This is a genomic window from Prosthecobacter fluviatilis, assembly GCF_042655725.1.
GTDB lineage: Bacteria > Verrucomicrobiota > Verrucomicrobiia > Verrucomicrobiales > Verrucomicrobiaceae > Prosthecobacter > Prosthecobacter fluviatilis.
The window spans coordinates 105,170-129,079 of sequence record NZ_JBHSMQ010000012.1 but is presented as its reverse complement, the minus strand read 5'-3'; the positions used below and the strand labels follow the sequence as shown (position 1 = coordinate 129,079).

15 protein-coding genes are annotated in these 23,910 nt (G+C 64.0%); 11 read left to right on the top strand and 4 right to left on the bottom strand.

Features of this window, described 5'->3' with window-relative positions; translation table 11 throughout:
* Positions 1–26 precede the first annotated feature (26 nt).
* Positions 27–2,810, top strand: coding sequence for a hypothetical protein (locus ACFQDI_RS22995; protein ID WP_377171416.1), 2,784 nt, complete (start codon positions 27–29; stop codon positions 2,808–2,810).
* Between the two features lie 327 nt (positions 2,811–3,137).
* Here ACFQDI_RS22995 and ACFQDI_RS22990 read toward each other — a convergent pair whose 3' ends face one another.
* From ACFQDI_RS22990 to ACFQDI_RS22975, 4 genes are all read right to left on the bottom strand, one after another.
* Positions 3,138–3,809: a spermine/spermidine synthase domain-containing protein gene (locus ACFQDI_RS22990; protein ID WP_377171413.1), complete on the bottom strand. Its 672-nt coding sequence runs from the start codon at positions 3,807–3,809 to the stop codon at positions 3,138–3,140.
* A gap of 19 nt (positions 3,810–3,828) precedes the next feature.
* Positions 3,829–4,500, bottom strand: a complete 672-nt coding sequence (locus ACFQDI_RS22985; protein WP_377171411.1) for a DUF4276 family protein — start codon at positions 4,498–4,500, stop codon at positions 3,829–3,831.
* Positions 4,497–5,585, bottom strand: a complete 1,089-nt coding sequence (locus tag ACFQDI_RS22980) for an AAA family ATPase (protein WP_377171409.1) — start codon at positions 5,583–5,585, stop codon at positions 4,497–4,499. Before ACFQDI_RS22980 ends, ACFQDI_RS22985 begins: the two co-directional genes overlap by 4 nt.
* 139 nt (positions 5,586–5,724) lie before the next feature.
* Entirely contained in the window at positions 5,725–10,419 is a 4,695-nt protein-coding gene (locus ACFQDI_RS22975) for a hypothetical protein (RefSeq protein WP_377171407.1), read from the bottom strand.
* Positions 10,420–10,823: 404 nt separating this feature from the next.
* On the opposite strand from ACFQDI_RS22975, the gene ACFQDI_RS22970 reads away from it, so the two are divergent.
* The 10 genes from ACFQDI_RS22970 to vccC all read left to right on the top strand — a co-directional run bounded on the left by ACFQDI_RS22970 (position 10,824) and on the right by vccC (position 23,909).
* Complete coding sequence (locus ACFQDI_RS22970; protein WP_377171406.1) at positions 10,824–11,594, top strand: hypothetical protein; 771 nt, start codon at positions 10,824–10,826, stop codon at positions 11,592–11,594.
* A gap of 107 nt (positions 11,595–11,701) precedes the next feature.
* Positions 11,702–11,902: a hypothetical protein gene (locus tag ACFQDI_RS22965; RefSeq protein ID WP_377171405.1), complete on the top strand. Its 201-nt coding sequence runs from the start codon at positions 11,702–11,704 to the stop codon at positions 11,900–11,902.
* A gap of 9 nt (positions 11,903–11,911) precedes the next feature.
* Positions 11,912–12,556: a hypothetical protein gene (locus ACFQDI_RS22960; RefSeq protein WP_377171403.1), complete on the top strand. Its 645-nt coding sequence runs from the start codon at positions 11,912–11,914 to the stop codon at positions 12,554–12,556.
* A 123-nt stretch (positions 12,557–12,679) separates the two neighbouring features.
* Complete coding sequence (locus ACFQDI_RS22955) at positions 12,680–12,922, top strand: hypothetical protein (protein WP_377171401.1); 243 nt, start codon at positions 12,680–12,682, stop codon at positions 12,920–12,922.
* A gap of 193 nt (positions 12,923–13,115) precedes the next feature.
* Positions 13,116–13,613 carry a hypothetical protein gene (locus tag ACFQDI_RS22950; protein ID WP_377171399.1) on the top strand — a complete coding sequence of 166 codons (498 nt, stop codon included), beginning with the start codon at positions 13,116–13,118 and terminating at the stop codon, positions 13,611–13,613.
* Positions 13,614–14,211: 598 nt separating this feature from the next.
* The gene (locus ACFQDI_RS22945; protein WP_377171397.1) at positions 14,212–16,527 is read left to right on the top strand and encodes a DnaJ family domain-containing protein; all 2,316 of its coding nucleotides are present in this window, start codon (positions 14,212–14,214) and stop codon (positions 16,525–16,527) included.
* Positions 16,528–16,628: 101 nt separating this feature from the next.
* Positions 16,629–17,126, top strand: a complete 498-nt coding sequence (locus ACFQDI_RS22940; protein WP_377171395.1) for a hypothetical protein — start codon at positions 16,629–16,631, stop codon at positions 17,124–17,126.
* Positions 17,127–17,941: 815 nt separating this feature from the next.
* Positions 17,942–22,267 (top strand): Verru_Chthon cassette protein A, encoded by a 4,326-nt coding sequence (gene vccA, locus ACFQDI_RS22935; protein WP_377171393.1) that lies wholly within the window; start codon positions 17,942–17,944, stop codon positions 22,265–22,267.
* 35 nt (positions 22,268–22,302) lie between these two features.
* Positions 22,303–22,809: a Verru_Chthon cassette protein B gene (gene vccB, locus ACFQDI_RS22930; protein WP_377171390.1), complete on the top strand. Its 507-nt coding sequence runs from the start codon at positions 22,303–22,305 to the stop codon at positions 22,807–22,809.
* A complete protein-coding gene (gene vccC, locus ACFQDI_RS22925; protein WP_377171388.1) occupies positions 22,806–23,909 on the top strand; it encodes a Verru_Chthon cassette protein C in 1,104 nt (367 codons plus the stop codon). Before vccB ends, vccC begins: the two co-directional genes overlap by 4 nt.
* The last annotated feature ends 1 nt before the right edge of the window (position 23,910 follow it).

The following is a 23,910-nucleotide window of genomic DNA, read 5'->3' as shown; positions in this document are numbered from 1 at the left end:
GGGATGATGAGTCTTTGCCATCCACCATGAAGACCTGCCTGTTCATTCTCGCGCTGATGGCGATCGGCGCGTCGGCCCAGTTTACCAAAGACCGGAGCAATCTGCCGGAGCTGGCGCAGACGGCGGGCAGCCGGCTGGCGGTGGACTACGAGAAAAAGTGGCTGGCGTGGTGCGAGCGCGCGTGCATCCAGCCGTTTGTGGCGCGGCTGGGCCAGGGCGCTGAATTGAACGAGCTGGCGCTGAAGGTGGTGCGGCGCGGCATTCCGCTGCTGCGAAATCATGCGGAGCGTGATTTCAGCTACAGCTCTGCAAACCTGGCCAGCGACTGCGCGGAACTGATCAAGCGGGGGATGGATGATCCGCTGGTGTGCTGGCTGCAGTGCTGGGCCATCCATGACAGCACGCGGGACTTCCAGGCATGCACGCAGGCGTTCAAGCGCGGCTACGACCACAGGCTGGCGCAGACGATCCTGCCGGTGGTGCGCTACCTGCTGATCGTGACGTATGAGGACATCCGCCGCGATGCGGGGCAGCGCGGGGGCGACAAGACGTATGACAGGCCGCTGATGGACGCCGCGTGGCTTTCTTTGCAGGATCAGTCGTACCTGGAGGAGGACGAGGAGGTGCTGGCGGAGAATCTGGTGCCGCTGTTTTATGAGGAGGTCTTCACCACGGATGAAAACAAGGTGGCGGAGATCTGCCGCATGCCGCTGAAGTCTGCGTATGCGCGGCTGATGCTGGAGGGGGCCTTTGAGCTGCGCAAGGCATGGCTGGAGCGAGGGCATGACTGGGCCAGCGGGGTGAAACCGGAAGGGTGGGTGGGATTTGAGCAGCACATGAAGCAGGCGGCTGGGAAATTCCGCGCGGCCTGGGAGATGAAGCCGCAGTATCCGCAGCCGGCGACGAACATGCTGGACATCAGCATCGTGGCGCGAAGGGCGGTGGAAGAAGAAAGCGCGGAGTGGTTCAACCGGGCGCTGACGGCGCAGTTTGACTGCCTGCCCGCCTACAGGGCGTGGCTGAACGGCCTGCTGCCGCGCTGGGGCGGGAGCCATGAGAAGATGCTGGACTTTGGCATCATGTGCGCACGCACGCACCGCTATGACACGCAGGTGCCGTATTACTTTTTCAAGATCCTCGCGGATGTGCTGGATGACTCCGGCATGGGGCGCGCGGTGTTCAAGGATGTGGCGGTGAAGGAGACGACGCTGGCGCTCTCCGAGCAGCGGGTGAAGGATGCGCGCAACGAGGAGCAGCGGGAGAACGCGCTGTCCATGCTGGGTATCCATGCCTGGGCCTGTGAAGCGTATGAGTGGGCCACGGAGGTGCTCAAATCGCAGCCGAAGCGGTTCAAGCGGCCTGCCATCCTGGTGATGCTGCCGTTCAAAACGAACGAGCGCGACATCCGCGGCGAGTCGGAGCTGTATGCCCATGATTTGAAGGATGGCTGGGAAAAGGCGCAGTCTGCGTGGAAGGCCAAAAAACTGGAAGAGGCGGCCGGCTTGTATGAAGAGCTGCTGGCGAAGCCGGGCGGGCAGGACAATGACCTGGTGGCCTCACGGCTGGCGACGGTGCGCTTTGAGCAGGAGTTTCAAAAGGGCGGGTGGGTCTCGCTGAACATCGAGCCGCGGCTGCTGTGCTGGCAGATCGACAAGGGGAACTGGTCTGCGACCATGGCAGGCGTGCTCACGAACGTGGGCACGGGGGACTCGGCGTATCTGCTGCACAACGGACGGCTGGGAGATGATTTTCAGATGCGCGGCAAGTTTGAAGTCAAGGGGGCGCGTGCGGAGGCGGGCATGGGGGTCATGCTTGGCTACGGACGCGATGAGGAGTCGGCGCGCTGGGTGAGCTGCGTGCATCAGTTCGAAAAAGTTGGGAGCCGGGTGGAGATGCTGGACGGGAAGTTTGACTCGACGGTGGACGATGCGCTGCTGGGGGACGGTGTGGGGCGTTTTGAAATTGAAATCACCTGCCACGACGGGCGCATCACGTACGCGGTCAACGGCTGCAAGGTGTACAACGACTGCACGGCCTATGACACGCTGGAGCCTTTCCCGCCGCTGAAACGGATGCGCGACGGACGTGTGGGGCTGGGGCATCTGCTCTGCCCCAGCGGAGTGACGACACGCCTGCTGAAGGCGGAGGTACGCCGCCTGCCGGATGATTTCACGCAGCGGCCCGCAGGCGGTCCGCTGCCCGGAGACAGCCAGATGACCGCGCAGCAGCTGCTGGACTATTTGGATGAAACGACGTGGAGCTTCAGCAAGGCGGAGAATGAGCCGGAGATCGCGGAGGTGACGTTCCGCGCCAGTGGCCGCGAGTTCCGCTTTTTCAAAGCGCCGGATGAGAGGCAGCTGCACCGCTTTGTGGTGACGGACGGCCGGACCCTGCGGATGGCGCAGGTGCGCACGCTGATTTTCAATGCTGACCACAGCGGGTTTTTGATTCAAAACTGGCCGGGGAGCGGTGACCAGCGGTACTGCCGCCTGAAGAGCCGCCCGCAGCCGGAGGCCTCGCTGGTGGCGCTGCGCAAGGCGGTGACGAAGGAGGAGGTGGACGCCGCCCGAAAGGCGCGCTGGCAGCACACGCACTGGAAGCGCGGTGACTCCACACTGGAGTTTTTCGAGGACGGACGCTGGCACGAGGACTGGGTGGTGCGCCCGTGGGATGGCAAATGGATGGTGCAGTCCGACGACGAGGCCGTCGTGGTGAAGGGGGACAACGACGTGCAGCATTTCCACATCTCGCAGGACGGGCAGACGCTGAGGCGGTCTGACGGCACGGAGTGGAGTAGAGTCCTGAAATGAGCTGAAGCCGGGGGCGCTTTGTCTCTCCATGCGTTGGCGGGTTCCAAAACGGATTTCCGAATCGCCATGCATTCGCTCCGGCGAGTGTGTGTGGGATGTGTCTGGTGCGCTGCGTTTGTTCCAGACTTGAGATCGCACCGCCAAACTGTCCGACTGTGAGGATGTTCGTACGTCATGGTGTTTGCTGTGCGCTGGCAGACGGGCGGGCTGTCGCCACACCCATCCTACGGCCAGGCAACCGGCAAGCGCTGAGTTGGGGGCGCCCCATCGAATGCCACTCAGCGTGGCTGTCCGGCAATCCGTTTTGGAAATCGCCAGAGCTCGAAACTACTTCCGATCTCCCACGAAAATCGTGTGCGTGCAGCGTTTGGCCTGTGGGTAGGCTTTGGCGGCGACGGTCTCGACTTTGAAGCCTGCTTTGGCGAGGCGTTTGGCAAAGGCGTGGTCGGTGCTGGCGGACCAGAAGGCGACACGGCCGCCGGGCCTGAGGGCGTGGGTGATGGCGGAAAAGCCCTGGGTCTGGTAGAGGCGTGCGTTGCCGTCCTGCACCATGGCGACGGGGCCGTTGTCCACATCGAGCAGGATGGCGTCGTAGTGGCCACCGGGGGCACGTGAGATGACCTGGAAGACATCGCCCACAGTGATCTCGACACGCGGGTCGTCGATCAGGGCGCCGTTGACCTCGCGTAAAAACTCGCGGTTCCAGGCGACGACCTGCGGGAGAAGCTCGGCGACTTGAACATGCGCAGCGGGGCCCATGAGTTCGAGAACACGGCGCAGGGTGAAGCCAAAGCCGAGGCCGCCGATGAGGACGCGGGGTGTGCCGCCATGCAGTTTTGCGCAGGCCAGCTCCGCGAGGACTTTTTCGGACTCGGAGGCATTGGTGCCCATGAGGGGCTGACGGTTCACGCGCAGGTAGAAATGCGAATCGTGCGAATGCAGTGTCAGCTCCGCGCCATCGGGCGTGTGGGAGGTGGCGAGGAGGAGGAAGGGCTTCATCAATCACTGTGAAAGCGGATCATTCGCCTCCTGCGGTCTCCATTTTTTGAATCCATTGGTCAAAACGGCTGCATTCCTGTCGCATCACATCAATGCCAATTTCGATGGCCGCAAGGCTTCCGTAGAGCGGTTTTTCATAACCTGGCATGAGCTTCAGAATGCGCTTGCTGGGAGCGGTCAGAGGGCTGTCGTTGATTTCTTCGGGGGAACCAAAACTGTTTCTGATCAAAGCAAGCTCAGGCTCAAGATGTGGCTCGAAGATGCCAGATGCCAGCCGGGCAGGATCGCTGAAAAGCAGACCTTCAAATTCATACATTTGCACATAAGGTATGAAGCGCTGGATCACGCCGTCGTTCGTTTCTTGGAGGACATGGGATCGCAAAGAACTTTCGATGATTTCAGCTTTCTCTTCATGCGAGCGGCGCTGTGTCGCTTCCTGTTTGCCGACAAAATCAGCATCGAGTCCGTAGAAGTCAAAAAAAGTGGTGCACCATGCCTGTCGATCTCCTAGAAGCCTCAGTTTGATGTCCCGCGTCATGCGCTCAGTCGTCACGAATCCACCCTTGTGTCCCGGTTTGCCAACCAGAGACGCAGCCGGGAAAACTTCACGACGTTCCAGATAAGGTGCCAGGACTTCATTCACAAAGGTTTCCTCGGTCTGTCCTTCGCAGATGATATGGATCCGTTTCATCGCGATGGACGGCCTCCCAGAATATTTTTCTGCCATAGGTCGCCCAAAGAGTATTCCTCTTTCAGCCATTCAGTCAGTTCGTGTTCTTCAACTCTTCGGAGCACGCTGGCCCCTGCTTTTCGATCACAAACGATGATGTCCTTGGGTTCGAATTCATTGAGCAGGGTGACACTCTGAGTCGAGATGATGACCTGCTTCTCTTTGCTGGCGGAGCGGATCAACGCAGCCAGGATTTTGATGGCGTAAGGATGCAGTCCAAGCTCAGGCTCATCGACGATAATCGTTTCCGGTTGGAGTTCAGCAGGCTGAAGAAACACGGTGGTTAGACAGATGAATCTGAGTGTGCCGTCAGACAGATGCAGAGCCTTAAAGGGGATGTCTTCTCCCTTCTCCGACCATTCGAGTTCGATCTGTTCTGTGTTATCCGGACATGGGCGGAGTCGGAAATCACCGAAAAATGGAGCTGCAAGTCGGATCGTTTTAACAATCCGTTCGTAGGCTTCGGAATGTGCCTGTTGCAGATGATTTAGAAAGGCTGCGAGATTTCTGCCGTCAGGCCTGAGCAAACTTTGATCATTCAGCAGATGCCGCTGTTTCACCAAGGCGGTGTCCCCGGTGTCATGAAAGTGATACACACGCCACTGCTTCATCATGGGCACCGTGTACCTATAGATAGGTGTCCTGCTTGCACGTTCCACTTCGGTTTCGAAATGTCCTGATGCAGGCATCCAGTCACCGTGCATGTTCCACCACAAGCTCTCTTCGGCAAACATCATTCGGTTATCCAGTGTGGGCTCCAGGGCGAATTTGTAGCCATTGTTGCCGAAGTATACTTCCGCCTTGAGTTGTTCCGTTTTTTTTCGTCCGAAATGGAGGAAGGATTCCGGGCCGCCGCCTTTGCTGATGAACCTTTGAAGGTTCCCTTCCAGCATTTGTTGGATCAGTTTGAAAAACCCAATGAAGTTGGATTTTCCTGCACCGTTGGGTCCGATGAGTACATTCAGCGCCTCCAATTTCAGATCACACTCCTTCACGGATTTGTAGCCTTGGAGTTTGATTTTGGAAATTTGTCCTTCAGTGCTCATGATGGAATGGGCGCAACAGCTTGTCGCTCCCGCCTGATGCTGGCAAGCAAGGCTTAATTTTTTTGCTTGAACATTGCTGTCTGGTGCGGTGCCGCAATGGCAACACCGGCTGCTTCATCGGCACTTCATTCATTCCACTTTAGCGCTTCGCCTTTGCCGCAATGGCCTTGTAGTAGCTTTCGATGGCGGCGCGGTATTCGGGGGCGGCTTCGCTTCTGGTGGCTTCGGTGAGGTCGTCGGCCATCTTTTGCGGAAGGTGGCCCCAGTCGCCTTTGACGAGGATGGTGCCTTCGCCGAGGACGCCGTCCTGGAGCTGGGTGGCCTGGTTGCCGCCTTCGGCGGAGTTGGCCTGGGAATTTTGACCCTGCTGCTTCTGGTTTTGCGCCTGCTGCTGCCCGGGCTTCTGGCCGGGGGCCTGGCCCTGGTTGCGGGCGTCTGCCATGCTCTGCTGCTGCGCCTGCTGGGCGTTGTTCAGGCTCTGCTGGGCGTTTTGCTGGCCCTGGCCCTGCTGCTGCTGACCTTGCTGCTGCTGGCCGTTTTGGGACTGCTGCTGCTGACCGCTCTGCATGGGGTGGAGCTGGGCGTCTAGCTGATCGAGCGCCTGGGCGAGCATCTGGCCCTGGAGCTGTTCCAGCGGGGAGGCAAGCATGGGTGGGGAGGTTTTGCTGGCGGTGGCTTCGGCGGCTTTCGCGGCCTGGGCGGCGCTGGCCTGGCTCTGCTGCGCGGCCTGGGGATTGGGGACGGGATTCGCCTGGGTGGCCTCGGCCTGCTGGCCTGCCTGCTGGAGCTGGTTGCTGGCCTGCGCGGTCTGCTGCGCAGCCTCCTTGTCTCCAAGGCGCTGCTGATGGCGGGAGACGCGGGCGAGATCATTGGCGGCCTGCTTCTGGGCCATGCCGTTTTGCACGGCCTGCTGGGTTTCCTTGGCGACGGCCTGCTCTGCCTGCTGGGCGGTGGCCTGCGCGTTGTCGGCGAGGGCTTTTTGCATGGCCTGGTTTTTGGGCAGCTCTTTCTCCAGAGCCTCAAGCACGGCCTGGGGATTTTGCGTGGCGTCCTGGGCCATCTCGGCGAGCTGCTTGGCGCGGTCGTAGGCTTCATCGAGCGGCTCCTGCACGCCGAGCTCCTGCTCCATCTGCTGCATGGCGGCCTGCTCGGCTTCGGTGAGCTGCTGGCCGTTTTCCACCTTCTGCATGTTTTGCGCGAGCTGCTCCAGCGCCTGGGCGGTCTGCTGCTGGGCGCTGGCGGCGGACTGCAGGGCCTGGGCCTGCGGCTTGCTCTGCTGTGCCTGGGCGGCCTGCTTCAAATTCTGCGCGATTTGCGGGGTCTTCTGCTGCATCTGCGCGAGGGCGACGTCGGCGGTGCGCGCGAGCTGGGCTTCGGCCTGCTTGGTGAGGTCGGAGGCGTTCGCCTCCTGGCGAAGGGCGGCCTGGAGAGCGGCCATTTTCTCGGCGTTTTCGGCGGCTTCGGGGCGGAGCTCCTGGGCTTTTTCGGCGACTTCGGCCACGGGCTTTTCAGCCTTGGCGGCGTCGGCGGCGGTCTGGGTCTCCTGCTGGGTTTTCTTGAGGTCTGCGGCGACGCGCTTCATCATCTCGCTGACTTCGGGGGTGAGGGCGGCGAGCTGGGCGCGGGCGGCATCGACCTGCGGCTGGAGCTGGGCGGTGAGTTCATTGGCCTTCTGCTGCGCGTCTGCGGTGGCCTGCTGGGCGGGCTGGGAATTGAGCTGCTGGCCGGGCTGCTGCTGGGCGGCCTCGCGGGCGAGGTTTTTGCTCTGCTCGGCGGCGTTGCGGGAGGTCTCGCTGGCCTGCTGGGCGGCCTGGCGGAGGGTGTTGGCGGCCTGCGGGTCTTTCTGCTGCAGGGCCTCGGCGATGCGGGCGCGGTTGATCTTGTCCGGGAGCTGCTGGAGGGCCTCGGCGGCGGCGCGGGCCTGGGCGGCGGCCTGCGGGAGGTCCTGCTGGTTTTGCGGGCGCATGGCCTCTGCCTGCGCGGCCTCCAGGGCCTGGGCGGCGTCCTGCGCGAGGGCGTCTGCCTCCAGGGCGCGTGCGGCCTGGGAGAGCTGGGCGGCCTGCTCCCTGACGGCGGCCATGGCCTTGGTGGCCTCCGAGGGCGGGGCATTGCTGCGGCGGGCTTTTTCGGCCTCTTCCTGGGTGGGGAGGGGGTGCTTCTGAGCCTCGGCGGTCTGGCGGGCGAGCTCGTCGACGGCGCGGCTGGCGCGGTTCATGTCCAGCGCGGCCTGGGTGTTGGTGGCCTGATTTTGCTCACGCAGCTCGGCCTGGTCCTGGAGCTGTTTGGCGGATTCGGTGAGGAGCTTCTGGGCTCTCTCGGCGGGGGTGAGGCCGTCCTGGTCCACTTTTTTGTTGTGGCGTGGGTCGCGGGTGGCGTTTTCGGCCACGGCGAGGTAGTTCCGGGCCTCTTCGAGCTTGGCGAGGGCGGGGGTGTCCTGGCGGTTGAGGTTTTCGCGGCGCTGCTGGGCCTCATTGGCCGTTTGCTCGGCGATGCCGCGGCTGATGTCTGCGGCCTGCTGGAGGCGGTTGCGGAGATTGTCTGAGGCGCCGTAGAGGTGCTCGGGGCTCTTGGTCTGGTCCGGCTTGTCGAGGCTGCTGGCGAGGTCTGCGGAGGTCTCGGTGAGGCGTTTGTCCACCTCCTGAAGCTGGCCCCGGTTGCGGCCCTTGAGGGTTTCATCGACCTTGGCGAGGTCTTTCTGCAAGGTCTTGGCCTGGGCCATGAGGGCGCGCTGCTGCTCCTGCCATTTGGGGCGCTGGTCGGCGTCGCGATTGGCCTGGAGGGAGGTCTCGGTGAGCATGCGGGACTGGCGCTGGAGCTGCTGGGACTCCTGCGCGGCGATCTTGGCGCTGTCTTCGGCGGCAAAGGCGCGGAGGGCATCGGCCATGACGCTGGCGTGGCTGGCGGCTTCGCTGGCGGCGCGCTTGAGGGGATCGGTGTTTTCGATCTCGGGGGCGTTGAGCTTTTCGAGGGTGGGGAGCTGCTCGCGGCGGAGCTGGGCGAGCTTTTTGCCCAGGAGCTGGGCCTCGGCGGCATCGAGCTGGCTGGGGGCGTCGCGGGCGGCGTCCTTGAGGGCGTTCCAGAGATCTTCGGACTGGGCTTTGACCTGCTCGAGCTTTTCCTGGGCGGCGGCGAGGGCGTTGGCGGCTTCGTCTTTGGCCTTGTCGGGGTCTCTTTCCTTGCGGGCGTTCTTTTCGCTCTTGCGGACTTTGTCGAGCTCCTTGCGCAGCTCGCGGGCCTGCTCGTCGAGGCGCTCGGCCTTCAGGGCGAGGCGGCGCTGGCTTTCGGCCCAGTCGCGCTGGCGGGGATCGACGGTCTGCTCCAGGATGATGACGCGGACGGGCGGGGACTCGGCCTTCTGGCCTTTGAGGTCGGTGGCGATGAGCTTGATGAGGAGGGCGTCTCCGGGCTTCACGCCGAGGGGGGCGAGGGGGAGGAGCGTCTGCACGGGGGCCTCCTTGGCTGCCTTGGCGATCTGGAGGTCGCGCTCGGCCCAGTCGGCACCGTTGATGGCGTGGGCGAGCTTCAGGGCACCGAGGCCGACGTCGTCGGTGGCGAGTCCGGCGAGGCGGACGGCTTCATCTGGCAGGAGCTCGATCTGCTCTGCGGGCTCGGTGATCTGCGCGGTGGGGGGGAGATCGGGGATGGTGGTGATGCGCCAGGGGGTGCTCTCCTCATTGGTGAAGCCGGTTTCTTTGGCCTTCAAGGTGACCTGCCAGGAGCTGTGCGCGACCTGCACGGCGATGTCTGCGGTGAGCAGGCCCTCGGGCGTGGTGGCGGAGGGCAGGGGCTGTTTCTCGGGGAGGTCCGGGTTCAGGACGAAGTCGCTGCTGGAGAGGGGCTGGTTGGCCTTGAGGGTGAGCTTGATGGTGGAGCCGTCGAGGGCTTCGAGGTCGCCCTGGTCGGCGGTGGATTTGGACTGCTGCCAGCCGGAGTAGGCGGGGGGGATGATGGTCTTGGTGAACTCGACGATGCGGGGGCGCGGGCGGGCGCTGAGGGTGCGCCAGGGGCTGATGGCATCGGCGGCATGCACGCGGTAGCGGAGGTCTGTCTGGCCCACGGGAATGACGCCCTCAAAGCGTGCGGTGCCGACGGCGGAGAGTTCCGTTTTGCGGGGCTTGGACCCCTCCACGGCAAACTCCAGGGTGGCCAGCGCGGGCTGCGGGCCTTCGGTTTCGATGATGAGGGGGACCTCCGAACCGATGGGGGCGAGGGCGCTGGCCTGGAGGGGCTCGAGGATGCGGATCTTGACGGAGGCGGGGCGTTCGAGATTCGCGAATGGCAGCGCGGCGCGCGCCATGAAGCCGCCCAGGTGCAGGCCGGGTACGAGGCAGAGCAGGAGGATGACGGCGGCGACTGACCCCAGGGCGATGAACCAGGGGCGCAGCGCGCGGGTGGGCAGGCGGGCGGCCCAGTCGATGCCTTCGAGGGCGGAGGCGACATCTTCCTGGAGCTTTTCCCGGAACTCGACGGAGTCCTTCACGTTCACGCCGCCTTTGGGATCGGCGAGCTCGACGGCGGCGAGCAGGCGCTCGTGCAGAGCAGGCTCAGCAGCCTCGATGAGTCTGGCGGTGCCTTCTTTGCCGCTGGCCTGGGCGATGAAGCGCAAGGCCACGCGCCAGGCGGCGTAGGCAGCGCCGAGGTAAGCTGTTACCGTGAGCCACGGGCGAAGCGCGTCCGGAAGAAACCACGCGCGGTCCAGCAGGGCGATGAGCGCGAAGGCCGCGAGGGCGATGGCGGCGGCGCAGAGCAGGGCGCGGAACTGCAGGAGCTTCTGGCGGCGGCGGCGGAAACGCTCCAGAGCTGCATGCGTGGCGGGACGAAGGGCGAGATTCATGCGTGGAATGGAAGCTTAACGCGCGGGGGAGGGGTGTTCTTTGCGGGGAGAGGGCGATGGATGGGGAGGGTGAAGTGAAAAGGGGTAAGTGAAAGGGAAAAGGGAGGGAACGCCCGGGGAGAATGGAGTCGTGGCGGGAAGGACTGCAAACTGCAAAATGGGAACTGAAAATGGTACATGGGCCGGAGGTGGGAGCGCGGTCACCACGTGGGGATGGGGAGCAGGGGGCGGGCCATGGCGTGGGGATGGAGAAAGGGGGCTTGCAGGGGCGGATTATCGGGAGCGCAGGAGCTTGACCTGCGGCGGCTTTTCCGATTTCATGAAGGGGAATTCGATTCAAATCAGACTGGCTCCACGGGGTGCGTGGCTGGCAGTCAGGCGGTCAAAACCAACCCGATGCCTTTATGAAGCGACAAACCCTGATGGTCCTGATGATGGTGATGCTGTGCGGCGTGGGGAGCTTTGCGGCTGATCCCTTTGAGTTTATTCCGAATCAACGGCCTGCGGGAGAGCCGCTGGCGAAGCTTCCGGGCGGAATCCCGAGCACGGAGGGGAAGGTCACGCTGTTTGCGGATTACGCGCGGGCGGTGAAGGGGCAGGACGTGGATGTTTACCTGATCAACCGCAGCGACCGTGACATCGTGCTGGGCTCGCAGGATGGGGATGTGTATCTGAAGCTGGAGACGCGGAAGGAGGATGGCTCCTGGGTACGGGTGCAGCCGCATGCCTTTAGCTGGTGCGGCAACAGCTATGGCCGCATGAAGGTGAAGAAGGACTGCTTCTGCAAAATCAACGGGCATCAGCCCAAGGAGGGCAAGCCTGCGACGATCCGCTTCCGGCTCTACATGCAGGGCAGACTGGATCTGGCGACCGATGCAGGCGAGGGGTTGGTTTCAGAGAAAGAGGCTGAGCAGGCGGCGACGGATGTGCTGGCGGTGGAAAAGGGATCGTTTGAGTTTGTGCGGGACATTGCCACTGGGGCGCGGACGATCGTGAACACGATGGATCACAACAAGGACATGCAAGAGATTGCCATCATGGCCTTGGGCTCGGGGCGTTTTCCGAAGGAGAAAGTGGAGCCGCTGCTGGATGAGATCGGGCGGAGGTTTCCTGGCAAGCTTGCTGATGTGACCTATGCCCGAAGCCGGCTGATCGAGAAGGATCTGAAAAAATGAAGAGGTGCATCACAGCATGGATCTGCTTTTTCACTCTCCACCTGTCATGCTGCCATGAGTGCTGAAACGGCGAAGGGCATCTGGCTGAGTGTGGAGGAAAAAGAACCATGAACGCGGCTGATCCAGCGCAGCGGCCTGCAGAAGCGGCAGATTCACGCGGGCGGGACTTCTTCTGGCTCGGGGTGTTTGTGCTGCCGCTGTTCTGGTCGTGGTTCACGCTGTCGAAGACACTTGCCCGGGGTGAAGCGTGGGGTGAGGTTTCTGGCGCTTTGCGATCTCTGCCAATCCCGGCCGCCGGCATTCAATGACTGACTGAAATGAAAGCACTTTTTATCACTGCCTTGCACCTGTTCGTTGCTTTTGCCTGCCTGACTGCGGCCGAACCCGTGGTGGTTCCTAATGCGGCCTCGCCCGATGGGAGGTTTGTCATCCGCCTCACTCATGATCGGGCCAAAGAGACCGATCCTCTTCTTGAGGACTCGCCGAACGTCCAGATTGTCGCAAGTGCAGGCAACCGGGTGCTTGTGACGTTTCCGTATGCGGCAGATCCCGAGTCCGACCCCCAACCACTCCGCACTCATATCAGGGCGCACTGGAACGCCGATGGATCGGCGGTGGCCCTGTCGTTCTCCGAGCGGTTTTACACGCATCTCCTTGTTTATCGCCTGCAAGGCACGTTGGAAATGCCGGAGGCCTTCGCCGCGGTCACGCTGCCGGACACGGTTCCTGTGATCGAGGCCATGATCCCGCGCTTCAAAGGGTTTCGGTCACGATGGCACCTGAACTTTCAGGGCTGGCCTGGCCGCAGCACCCTTCAGTTTTCGGCAGGCACGGGCGCACTTATCAAGACTCTCGCAGTAGATGAAGACCCTAATTTCATGGCGGTCTATTCCTTCACCGTGGACATCTCTGACCCCAGGACGCCTGTGATCAAACGAGTGGAACTTGTCACCGAGGATTGAGGCAAATGCTCACGAAGGCGCCCCTTTTTCATGGAGGTGAAGAAAGCGGATCATGATGTGATTCTGGGGCTTGACCCGTTCCCGGTTGAGTGAAAAGGAGGCGCATCTTTTCCCGCCGACGCCATGAGTGATTCCGAGCCTTTGCTGATTTATCCGATCCCGAGTTTGATTTCGATCCTGGTGAGCAGGGAGCAGGAGAAGGGGAGCCCGCTGACGGAGGCGGAGGTGATCGAGATCCGCAATGGCTGCAAGGCGGCGGCGGTGCCGAGGGATGTGGCGGAGAAGATCGATGCGGAGCGCGGGTACAAGGACATCGACCCGCAGCGCTGCTGGGAGGAGTGGCAGGAGGTGCGGAAGAGTTTTTGATGGCATCGCCGTGGTGTTTGGTTGACGGCGGGTTGTGGGGCTGGCGGTAGCACTGACCGACAGACAGGAGCCGGAGCGAAGCGTAGGCAGCCAGCCGAAGGCTGCCCGCAGGGCGAACGGAGTGAGGCAATGTCTGTCGTACTTCCTGAGCTTCGCTTTTGCCGGGCTGCTGTTTTCTGGTAGGCTGCCTGCCGTGAGCATGGATGCCGAGCGGCCATCGTCGAAAGAGTTTCCCTGGAAGTGGGATGATTTCATCCTTCCGCTGCTTCTCTTCATGCCTGCGGGTGATTTTGCGGCGATCTATGGCGGGCAGGCTGCGGCTTTGCGCATCCCGGGTGCTGAGGTCGTGCTAGCCAGTCCGTGGCTCATGCTTGCCAGCGCTTTCTTGATGTCGCTGTTTTTTGCTCGCACGCGACTGGCGCGCTGGAGGCATGGGATCACGGCGCTGCTGGTCCTCATTTGGGTGATGTCTCCAGTTTGGCTGCTGGAAAAGGGCAGTTCAGCCATTCCGCTTTCGCGTGAGCTGACCCAGGAGGAATACGCTGACTTTCGGGAGGCTTTTGAGATTCCGAGTGCGCGCTATTCGGCGACGGGAGAGGGGCATCGTTTGCGTGTGAGGCGTGAGGATGACACGGCGGGGCTGAGGTGGTACCTGAAGCGTCTGGGGGTGCTGGGGGCTGCGGGGCGGTAGGTGATGCGGGCGTCTTGATTGCTCCACTGCCTGCGCGATGGCCCTGCAGGCGGGCCGATGATTTTTTGGAGTGCGGTTGCGGAACGAGGAACGAGTGGAGCTACCGCTTTCGAGTGGCCCAGGGCTTGCGTGAGTTCTGCGAGGTGGGAAAGGCCGGCAATCTCCCGCATCCGGTGGGCTTTGGGTGCTGCTCCCGCCGTCCTGGCCGTCGAAAGCGGTAGCTTCGTTCATTCTTCACTTCGCAACCGCAGTCCAAATGGCGCTGCGTTGCGCCGTGGCTGGTTGTTTGGCGCGGAGTGCCATAGCCGGGGACCAGGATGGTCTCCCTCCTCCGCAGAGGAGTGTCCGAGGGATGATTTTTCCATTGCTGGAATTCATCATGGATGGTCTCCCTCCTCCGCAGAGGAGTGTCCGAGGGATGGTGGGAGGCGTTCTATCGAGAGATGTGGTTATTCTCGTTTTCGAGAATAACATCACTGTCAAAAATCTTACTTTCTGCGGAGTATGATTTGGCATAAATATCATTGAATCTGTCCTGAATCAGAACTCTGAAGTCGGATTAATTGTGGAAAATCCAGAATCGACATCTCTCAACTCTTTGCCGTTCGCTCCGGGCCTGCCTTCCGCAGGGTCGCCGGGGGAGATGATGAACCCGTTTGCGGATGATGTGTGCGGAGGGCCGTTTGGAGTGGCGGAAAACCGCTCGGTGCCGGGGATGAACGGTGACATTTTGGAGCTGCTGACGACGTCGATCGACGAGCGGCAGAGCAGCGCGGGCCGCGCTGGCGGGCAGCCTTTGCTGATGCTGACGGCGCCGCGTGCGGGCTATGGCAAGACGCACCTGCTGGGGCGTCTGGCGGCGGCGGCAAACGGGCAGGTGGTGCTGGTGCCGCTGGCGTTTCGGCTGGAGGACGAGATCGGTCTTTCCGCCGTGGCGGTGCGCGGGCTGGAGGCGATGGCGCGTGCGGAGGCCTCGCGGGCGGGCTGGACGAAGCTGCGAGAGGCCTGTGCGGGTGTGTGCGCGTCGCTGGTGCGGCGGCTGATCGAGAACGGGACGCTGCCATGCGCGAACCCGGAGCAGGCGCTGCGGGTGCTGAGCGGCGACCCTGTGGAGGTGTTTGATGTGAACGGTGGCGCGAGGCTGATCGGCGACTGGGTGCGGCGCTTTGAGGGGCAGCTGCGCAGGCCGATGACGGAGCAGGCGATGAGGCGCGTGCCGGCGATCCCAGCGGCGCTGGAGTCGTGGGTGAATGCGATGCTGAACCACGCGCTGGACGGGGGGCTTTCCCACATGGCGGTGCTGCGCATGCTGGCGGCAGATGAGAGCAACGAGGGGCCGGTGACGTGGCTGCGGCTGCTGGGCCTGTGGCGGCCGGTGGTGCTGCTGGTGGACCACCTGGACGCGTATTACCGGAACCCGGAGGCGGGGCTGAAGATCGCCACGCTGCTGCTGGACATGTCTGAGATGGACGGGGTGAATGTGGTGCTGAGCCTGAACCAGGATGTGTGGCAGGCGACGTTTGGCCACCACCTGCCGAGCGCGATGGAGGACCGGCTGACGGCCTCGCAGATGCTGCTGCGGGGGATCAATGAGACGGAGGCGACGACGCTGCTGGAGCTGAGGCTGCAGCAGGCGGGCATCGCGGCAGAGCTGGGGCGTGAGTTTGCGGTGTTTCTGGATGTGAAGCGCTACTTCATGGGGCGGCCGCTGGGCTCGGTGTCTGCGCGTACGTTTCTGCGCCATGCGGCAAAGCAGTGGGAGTTTTTTCAGCAGACGCCGTCTGCCCCGCCCGCTGTGACGGGGGGCGTCTCTGCCCTGGGGCTGGCTGCGGAGGAGCGGGGGCTGCCGCTGATGGCCGAGGGCGCTGAGGACGAGCGGCCGGGCGAGATTTCGATTTTCGACACGGGCACGGCGGTGCAGATGAAGCTGATGGCGGAGGGGCTGGCGGAGCCGACGCCGGCGCTGCCGCAGGAGGATGAGGCGCCGCTGCTGCCGCCGCCTGCGGGGCTGAACGGGAACGGCATGCACCCGCCGCCTGCGGCCATGGCGAGCGGTGAGGAGGAGGATGCGGCGGAGGAGGCTCCTGCGCAGTTCTCCCCGAGCTCTGCGGGGGCGTTTGAAAATCTGCGTGAGATGCTGGGCAAGCTGAGGCAGCCGAGCACGCCGCCTGCGAAGGCGGAGAGCCAGGGGGCGAAAAATGTGGCGGAGCGTCTGGCGGATGTGCTGGGGGCTGCCGCGGCCTCGAATGCCCAGGCTGCGGTGGCGGAGCTGCCTGCCCCGGCTTTTGCGGCTGCGGCACCGGCCTTTGTGCCGCCGCCAAACCCGGAGCGCGATGCGCTGCTGGGGAGGTATGAGGCGCTGAGGCTGCAGATGGCTGCGGAGGCGGTGTCTCTGCCGCTGGATTTCACGAAGCTGGCGGACCTGATCCGGCTGGCGGGCAAGCGCTTTCCGCTGGTGCGCTTCAGCGAGCATGAGCTGCCGGGCATGACGGGGCGGTATGCGATGTGCTGGTCGCTGCAGGGGCTGGAGGTGGTGTTTGGCCTGGCGAATTTCGCGGACGGCTCCTACTGGCGCACGCTGGCGGGCTTTGCCGCCGGGCGGCTGGCGGAGCTGAGCCAGGACGCGCAGTCCACCGGGCTGGCGGTGCCGCGGCTGAAGGTGACGACTTTCAAGACGGACCGTGAGCAGCAGAGCTGGGCGATCTTGCAGCACAGCACGGCGTTTGGCGAGGAGCTGAAGAAGCACGTGGATGTGATCCACCTGGACTCGCAGAACGTGGCGGCGCTGTATGCGATGCAGCGGATCATCAAGGAGGCGGAAAGCGGCGCGCTGGAGGCCACGCCTGCGCAGGTGATGAGCGTGCTGGCGCGTGAGCTGGACTTTTTCTGGAAGCGTGTGACGCGGGCGGCCTAAACGGAGTTGACGGTGGTTTACGGTTGTTGACGATGGTTGACAGTTGTTTCCTGAACCTGCAGAGCTGGGAAGGACGAAATGTGTGATGGAGAATGGCCGAGATGACTGATGAACAAGGAGAGCTGCCGGTGCTGCCGCTGTTTGCGGAGCGGTCGTGGGCGGTGGCAGGGCAGCTGCAGAGTCTGCAGACGGGGCCTGTGCCCAAGCCGGAGGTGACGGAGGGGCTGGAGCTGTTTCAGGCGCCGCCGCCAGTGGCGGAGGCGGACGGCTACTCAGCGTGGAAGTCCGAGATGGCTGCGGAGAAGGCGGCTGAAGAAGCACGACGGCGCAGCGCGGAGCTGCCGGTGCACGCGGGGGAGGACGGCTTTGCGCGCTGGAAGGGCGAGGCGGAGGCGGCGCGGCTGGCCTTTGAACAACGCTGGGGCGTGCCGCTGGGAAAGCCGGTGCGTGTGCAGCTGCGCGGTGAGCTGCGCGAGCGTGAGGGACTGCTGCGTGTGGCGGAGGAGGCAGCGGCGGCCGGTGCGGGCAGGCCGCTGCGCCTGACGCTGGGCGGGCACGTGTTTGCGGCGGGGGAGATCGAGAGTGTGGTGAGGGTGTGAGGCGGGTGGGGAACATTGAACATTGAACGGTGGGTGGTGGGGAGTGATGGGTGTTGCGGGAGCGTGAGGGATCGGGACGATCCCTCTCCGCCGGAGGGGGATCATCTTGATCCCCGCACAGGGCGTGTGTTTGCGTGATGAACGTGCGTGCTGGGGTGGTGGGGAGTGCGGGGAGTGCTGGGTGTGGCGGGAGCGTGAGGGATCGGGACGATCCCTTTCCGCCGGAGGGGGATCATCTTGATCCCCGCACAGGGCGTGTGTTTGCGCGATGAACGTGCGGGTTGGGGTGGTGGGGAGTCCTGGGTGTGGCGGAGCGTGAGGGATCGGGACGATCCCTCTCCGCCGGAGGGGGGTGCGCAGTTCCTGCGGGGTGGGTTTGTTCTGGGAGGGCGGGTGTACGTAGGGGGACAAAAGTTTTAAATTCCTTCTGGACAAGTAGGGTATAGAAGTTTAATAACATACTGTTACGATATGATTTAAACGGCGCTTCAAACCGCCGGCGTCAGCACCGATCCGACAAACGGAAGGACCTTCCCAAAGCATCCCGCCTCCTGATCCCTGCCCAGGGGAAAGGCGGCGGCCCACTCCCCGGAACACCTTCATGAAAAACCTCCAGACTTCAGCCTCACACATCCCCGCCTGTGCAACGGACATGCTCCGCTGCTGCGGATGCTGCTGAGATGACGCTGTGACGGGGGCCTGCTGCCGCCCGTCTGCCCCTGGCCTCTGACTCCCTGGCTTCTCCGGGGAGGGTGCCGCCTGCGCCTGCCGCGGCGGCTGTCTGCACCCCACCCTGACTTTCCCCCCTTTTTTTCATGCACCCGACTGTTTCCAATTCTCCCCAGCGCCGCAGCGGCATGGCCCTCGTCATGGTCGTGCTCATGCTGGCGCTCATGCTCACCTTCATGCTGGCCGTGTATTCCATGTCTGGCGCAGAGCTGAAGGGGGCCAGCCGCTACGCCAGCGGCCAGCAGGTGCGGCAGTTTGGTGACCTGGCGATCGATGTGGCGATCTCGCAGCTGCGCAAGGGGACGACGCCTGCGGCGCAAAACATCGGGCGCGAGGTGTGGACGTCGCAGCCGGGCCTGATCCGCCAGCACGATGCCTCGGGGGATCTGCTGGCGGCGTACAAGCTGTACTCGAGCACGCAGATGGTGGTGCCGGCGGGCACGGATGCGGAGGTCTCGCTGCTGAATGACACGCCGCCCTCGAACTGGCAGGAGCTGAAGGCGCGGTATGTGGACCTGAACCGGCCGATCCGCCGCATCGACAGCGCTGGGAACAGCGTGCTGCACTTTCCCATCATCGACCCACGTGCGATGACGGGCGGCACGGATGGCGTGAAGGGCTTCTCGTATTCGGACAAGCTGGTGAATGGCCGCACGGTGAGCGGTGTGAAGACCACGGGAGGAGATGCGCAGCGTCTGCCGATGCCGGTGGAGTGGCTGTACCTGCTGAAGGACGGCACACTGGGGACGCTGGACCTGCAGAACAAATTCATCGCCGCGGTCTCGCCCACGGCGGAGAATCCCATCGTGGGCCGGATCGCCTTCTGGACGGACGATGAAACGAGCAAGGTGAACATCAACACGGCGGCGGAGCCCACGCCGTGGGCGGTGCCGACCTTTTACCATGAGGAGGATGCGGCGCATGCACGCTACCAGCCGGTGAACGGGGAGCTGCAGCGCTACCCCGGCCACCCGGCCACCACGGCGCTGAGCCCGGTCCTCTTTCCCGGCAAGACGCTGACGCCGCCGGACAAGGATGTGATCTACCGCCTGACGCCGAAGATCGGCACGGGCGGCTCCGTGAGCGGCACCATTTCCTACCAGGACAGCGGCATCGCGCAGATCAAACTGGCCTCCTTCCGCAAGGAGAGGCTGTACGCCAGCCTGGACGAGTACCTGCTGCAGGAGGACCGCACGGAGAACAACTTTGGCCTGGGGGTGCAGGCGCGTGATGTGCTGCAGCGCAAGGGCTTCTTTCTCACGGCGCAGAGCCGCGCGCCGGAGCTGAACCTGCACGGGCTGCCAAAGATCGCGCTGTGGCCTGTCAATTATCGCGGCACGGACTACGGCACGTCGTTTGACCAGCTCATCGCCTTCTGCTCCACGCTGAGGCAGAGCGGGAGCGGCGGGCTGCGCAAATACATCTTTCAGCGCGGGAACGCGGACTCCACGACGCAGGACATCCAGCGTCCGGAAAACCAGGCGCTGCTGAACTACCTCTACAACCTGCTGCAAAACCCGATGCCCGGCTTTGCGGCGGTGCCGAGCCAGAACTTCAAGGCGAAGTATGGCGATGACCTGCAGCAGATCCTGGTGGAGATCTTTGACTACGTGCGGAGCATCAACCTGCACGACGGCAACATCGTGCAGGACCCGAAGGTGATCACGCCGGGGGTGGATGCCACGCAGAACTACCTGCTGGGCTACGCGAGCGGCTCTTCGCGCACGTTTCAGTTCAAGACCTTCACGGACCCGCGCTTTTTCCGCGCGGACCCTGACAGCCCGGACACGAACGACGCCGGCCTGGTGGAGGCGCTGGGGTACCCGGGGCACGGGCAGGTGACGCCTTCGCAGTGGAGCACGGGCGGCAAGGTGTATCAGGGCATCGGGCGCTTTCCCACCATCACGGAGGTGGGCCTGCACTTCATCTGCGCTGCGGACAACACGGACGACCCTGCCAACACCTACCCCGAGGTCTATCCCACCATGGGCAGGCCCGGCGGGCGCACGGCACCCACGATGGACGGCGCCACGCCGCAGCCGCGCTGGTACTCGAACTTTCCGCCTGCGCCGGTGCCCAATCCTTTCTTCAGTGAAAAGGCGGACACCAAGACGTGGCCGAAGACCGGCGGCTACCCCTACGGCCCGGACCCGGCGCACCCGGGCTACCAGCCGGTGAACTGGAACTTTCAGCTCAACAAAAACACACCGCTGCAGCCGGGCATCCGGCGCGTGCAGTCGCGGCTGCTGCTGGAGTTCTTTGTGCCTGCGGCGGGCTACACGCTGCTGGAGCCGGAGTTTACCGTGAAGGTCTCCGGGCTGAAGAAATTCCGCGTGAACGGGCAGCAGCTCTTTCCGAATGACACGGAGCTGCTGTACACCGGACGCCGCGCGACCAACAACGGCAGCCAGATGACGGGGGGCCACGGCATCGGGCTAAAGGGGGTGCTGCGCGGACGCGAGGCGGTGTCCCGCGCGCCGATGCCTGCGGACAACAACTGGGGCAATGCGGACTGGAAGGTGAAGCCGGCCTCCTCCGCCGGGGATGAAACGAGCGTGCTGAACTACAACCTGCTGAGCGGCTTTGTGGACATCGACGTGGGCCGCGACGGCTCCAAGCCGATGAACATCTCGCAGGCGGATCTCACGATCGAGATCTACAGCGGGCACCTGGGGCGCATCCCCGTGAGCGGGGACACGCAGGCGCAGCTGGTGCAGACGCTGCAGCCCGGCTTTCCGGCAAACACGGTGGCGGCGCCCACGCTGGTGCGGCAGCCCAACAGCGCCATGAACGCCGCGGCAGACAAGCTGGAGCCGCCTGCGTGGTGGACTTTTTACAGCCGTGGCGCGGTGGGCTTCAGCCTGACGAAGGCGCAGGTGAACGCCATCAAGTCTGACGCGTCCGCGCACTACAGCACGCTGACGAAAAACAGCGCGGCGAGCGACCGCGGGCGCATGTTCCGCGACAACGTGGCCGCGCGCTCCGGCTCGCAGGCCGCACGCGGGGCGTACTTTTTCGGCTTTGATGCGGAGGACTCCGTCACACGCCTCTTCAAGCCGCAGACCTCCGCCACGGTGGCGCAGGCGGAGATCGACGAGGGCAGCGACGTGGTGCAGACGGTGACGGTCAGGCACGGGGACTACCGGCTCACTGCGGCAATGAATGTGGTGGATGCCTCGCAGTGGCAGCCGCACCGCTACTACGGGCAGCGCAGGCTGGCGCACAGCTTCAGCAATTTCGTGTCCAACCAGCACCCAGGCTACGACTACGGCACGAAGTCAGACATTGGCAGCCGGCTGGCGCCGACCAAGGCGGGGGCCACGTATCCCGTGAGCCGCGTCCCGGACCTGCCCTACTTCAGCGAGGCCACCGCGGCCGCGCAGCTCTACGGCGATTTTGACAACGGCCCGGGCCCGGCGCGCGACGGCGCCTACATCAACAAGCCGGACGAGGGGAACGTGAACAACGTGGTGAACGGCGTGCCCTACCTGAGCGAGTCCAACCAGCACACCACGGTGGACGGCGTCTTCTTCACGCCGAACCGCCTGATCGCCTCTCCGGGGGCGCTGGGCTCACTGCCCACGGGCGTGAAGTCCGGCAAGCCCTGGCGCACGCTGCTTTTCCGCCCGCAGCAGGACCACCCCGGCGGCCCGGCCAGGCTCGGCGGCAGCAGCCCGCCGGACCACCTGCTGCTGGAGTATTTCTGGATGCCCGTGGTGGAGCCCTACGCCATCAGCGAGCCCTTCTCCACGGCAGGCAAGATCAACCTGAACTACCAAATCCTGCCATTTACCAATATCAGGCGTGCCAGCGGACTGCATGCGGTGCTCGCGAGCGAGCGCATCACGGCGGTGCCCACCACGGACGCGCCGAGCTACAAGGTCTTTCCCAGCTCCACGGACCAGAACACCTTCTGGACCACGGCCGAGGGCAAGCGCTGGCACTACGGCATCGACGCGGAGAAGACGCTGGCGCAGTTTGAGCAGCGCTTCACCGGGGGGAAGGTCTTTCTGAGCGCCAGCGAGATCTGCGACGTGCACCTGGTGCCGGACAAGGATGTGAGCGACCACACGCAGATGAAGAATTTCTGGGCGGAGCGCCGCCTGACGGGGGACAACACGCGCGAGCGGCCCTACACGAACCTGTACCCACGGCTCACCACGCGGTCAAACACCTACCGGGTGCACTACATCGCGCAGATCATCCGCAAGGCGCGCTCCTCGCCAGCGAACACCATCACGGAGGCAGACACCTTTGAGAGCGAGTACCGGGGCTCTGCGGTGATCGACCGCTTTCTGGACCCAGCGCAGGCGGACCTGCCGGACTTTACCAACGCCACCACGGGCTCTCCTGACAGCCTGGACAACCACTACCAGTACCGCGTGCTGGAGAAGCGCAAGTTTGGCAACTGAGCGCCCCCATTCTTCAAACCCAAAAAACAACGACCATGAAAATCCTGCCTCCTTCATTCCGCACACGCCGCCGGGGCTTCTCCCTGGTGGAGGTCACGCTGGCGCTCGGCATCGCCGCCTTTGGCATCACCACGATCATGAGCCTGCTGCCGCATGGGGTGAACAACGTGCGCACGGCGGGGGAGATCACCGCGGCGTCGCGCATCTCCCAGCACATCCTCGGCGCGCTGGACCAGTCGCAGACGGCCGCCAGCAGGCAGACGCTGCGCTACTACTTTGACGCCTACGCCGTGCCGGTGGACCCCGCAGGGCGCAGCAAGGACAGCATCGCCTTTGTGGCGGAGGTGGGGGCGCCTGTGTCCGATGTGCAGATCCCCGGGAACACGGGCAGCCACGACGCCTTTCTGCGCCGGGTGACGATGAAGCTGAAGCAGACGGCGGCGGCGGACTTTGACTTCACGCAGGCGGACCCGGCGAGCTACAAGCTGTACTCCTACGTGGTCGCCAGCACCGGAAACGTCAGCACGGTCAGCGGCAAATGAAGGCGTCACCGTACATCGCACGCGGAGCGCGGGGCTTCACGCTGGTGGAGCTGATGGCGTCCATGCTGCTGCTGACGCTGCTGATGATCGTGTGCGTCTCGGCGCTGGACTCGGTGCGGCGCTCGGTCACGGGAGTGCACAACAAGACGCAGCAGTTTCGCGAGGCGAGGCAGGCGTTTGAGCTGATCACCAAGACGCTCTCCCAGGCCACGCTGAACCCCTACTGGGACTACTACTACAAAGGCAGCGGGAGCAACCAGCCGCCGGGCGGGACGACGGTGACGCCGCCGAGCGCCTACATCCGCTTTTCAGAGCTGCAGTTTCAGACCGGCGCCGCCAGCGTGCTGCTGGGCGGCAAGGCCACGCGCGCCAGCACACCAGGACATGCCACCTTCTTTCAGGCACCGCTGGGGCTGACGAACGACCAGAACGCGCTCGGCAGCCTGCTGAACGCACGCGGCTACGCCATCCAGTTTGGCGACGACAGCACCAACCGCCCGCCCTTTCTCGCGGACTACGAGATCCCCGTGCGCCACCGCTTCCGGCTGGTGGAGTACCGCCCGCCGGCAGAGCAGGCGGCGCCGTTTCAGGGAAACACCATCTACACGCACCCGGCGGACTGGTTCCGGCAGGATCTGGAACCGGCCACCCGCACGGTGGCGGAAAACATCCTGCTGCTGGTGCTCTCCCCGCGCGTCGCGGCAGAGGCTGCAACCGCCGCCAAGAAGCCGGCCTGGTGGATCGCGCCAAACTACACGTACAACTCGCTGGATGTGGACAACAGCACGCCGGCGGTGGACAAGGTCACGGTGGATGCCGCAGGCAGCGTGGCGCAGGGCACCCAGCACCTGCTGCCGCCGCTGGTCGTGGTGACGATGGTGGCGCTGGATGAAACCTCCGCCGCCCGTTGGGCGCAGGAGTACGGGCAGTCTGCGCCGGACTACCTCTCCGAGGCGGACGCCCCTTTCACCGACGCCAGCCAGCATGACGCCGACCTGGCCCGCCTGGAGGCGTGGCTGGAGCGGAAGCGGCTGAACTGCACCGTCTTTTCCAGCACCGTGCCGCTGCGCAACGCGCGCTGGGACTCGCGCACCTACTGAA

What these genes read in the sequence shown, in the direction of transcription:
- ACFQDI_RS22995 (WP_377171416.1), top strand. Translation starts at nt 27, where the DNA reads ATGAAGACCTGCCTGTTCATTCTCGCGCTGATGGCGATCGGCGCGTCG.
- ACFQDI_RS22990 (WP_377171413.1), bottom strand. Translation starts at nt 3,809, where the DNA reads ATGAAGCCCTTCCTCCTCCTCGCCACCTCCCACACGCCCGATGGCGCG.
- ACFQDI_RS22985 (WP_377171411.1), bottom strand. Translation starts at nt 4,500, where the DNA reads ATGAAACGGATCCATATCATCTGCGAAGGACAGACCGAGGAAACCTTT.
- ACFQDI_RS22980 (WP_377171409.1), bottom strand. Translation starts at nt 5,585, where the DNA reads ATGAGCACTGAAGGACAAATTTCCAAAATCAAACTCCAAGGCTACAAA.
- ACFQDI_RS22975 (WP_377171407.1), bottom strand. Translation starts at nt 10,419, where the DNA reads ATGAATCTCGCCCTTCGTCCCGCCACGCATGCAGCTCTGGAGCGTTTC.
- ACFQDI_RS22970 (WP_377171406.1), top strand. Translation starts at nt 10,824, where the DNA reads ATGAAGCGACAAACCCTGATGGTCCTGATGATGGTGATGCTGTGCGGC.
- ACFQDI_RS22965 (WP_377171405.1), top strand. Translation starts at nt 11,702, where the DNA reads ATGAACGCGGCTGATCCAGCGCAGCGGCCTGCAGAAGCGGCAGATTCA.
- ACFQDI_RS22960 (WP_377171403.1), top strand. Translation starts at nt 11,912, where the DNA reads ATGAAAGCACTTTTTATCACTGCCTTGCACCTGTTCGTTGCTTTTGCC.
- ACFQDI_RS22955 (WP_377171401.1), top strand. Translation starts at nt 12,680, where the DNA reads ATGAGTGATTCCGAGCCTTTGCTGATTTATCCGATCCCGAGTTTGATT.
- ACFQDI_RS22940 (WP_377171395.1), top strand. Translation starts at nt 16,629, where the DNA reads ATGACTGATGAACAAGGAGAGCTGCCGGTGCTGCCGCTGTTTGCGGAG.
- vccA (WP_377171393.1), top strand. Translation starts at nt 17,942, where the DNA reads ATGCACCCGACTGTTTCCAATTCTCCCCAGCGCCGCAGCGGCATGGCC.
- vccB (WP_377171390.1), top strand. Translation starts at nt 22,303, where the DNA reads ATGAAAATCCTGCCTCCTTCATTCCGCACACGCCGCCGGGGCTTCTCC.
- vccC (WP_377171388.1), top strand. Translation starts at nt 22,806, where the DNA reads ATGAAGGCGTCACCGTACATCGCACGCGGAGCGCGGGGCTTCACGCTG.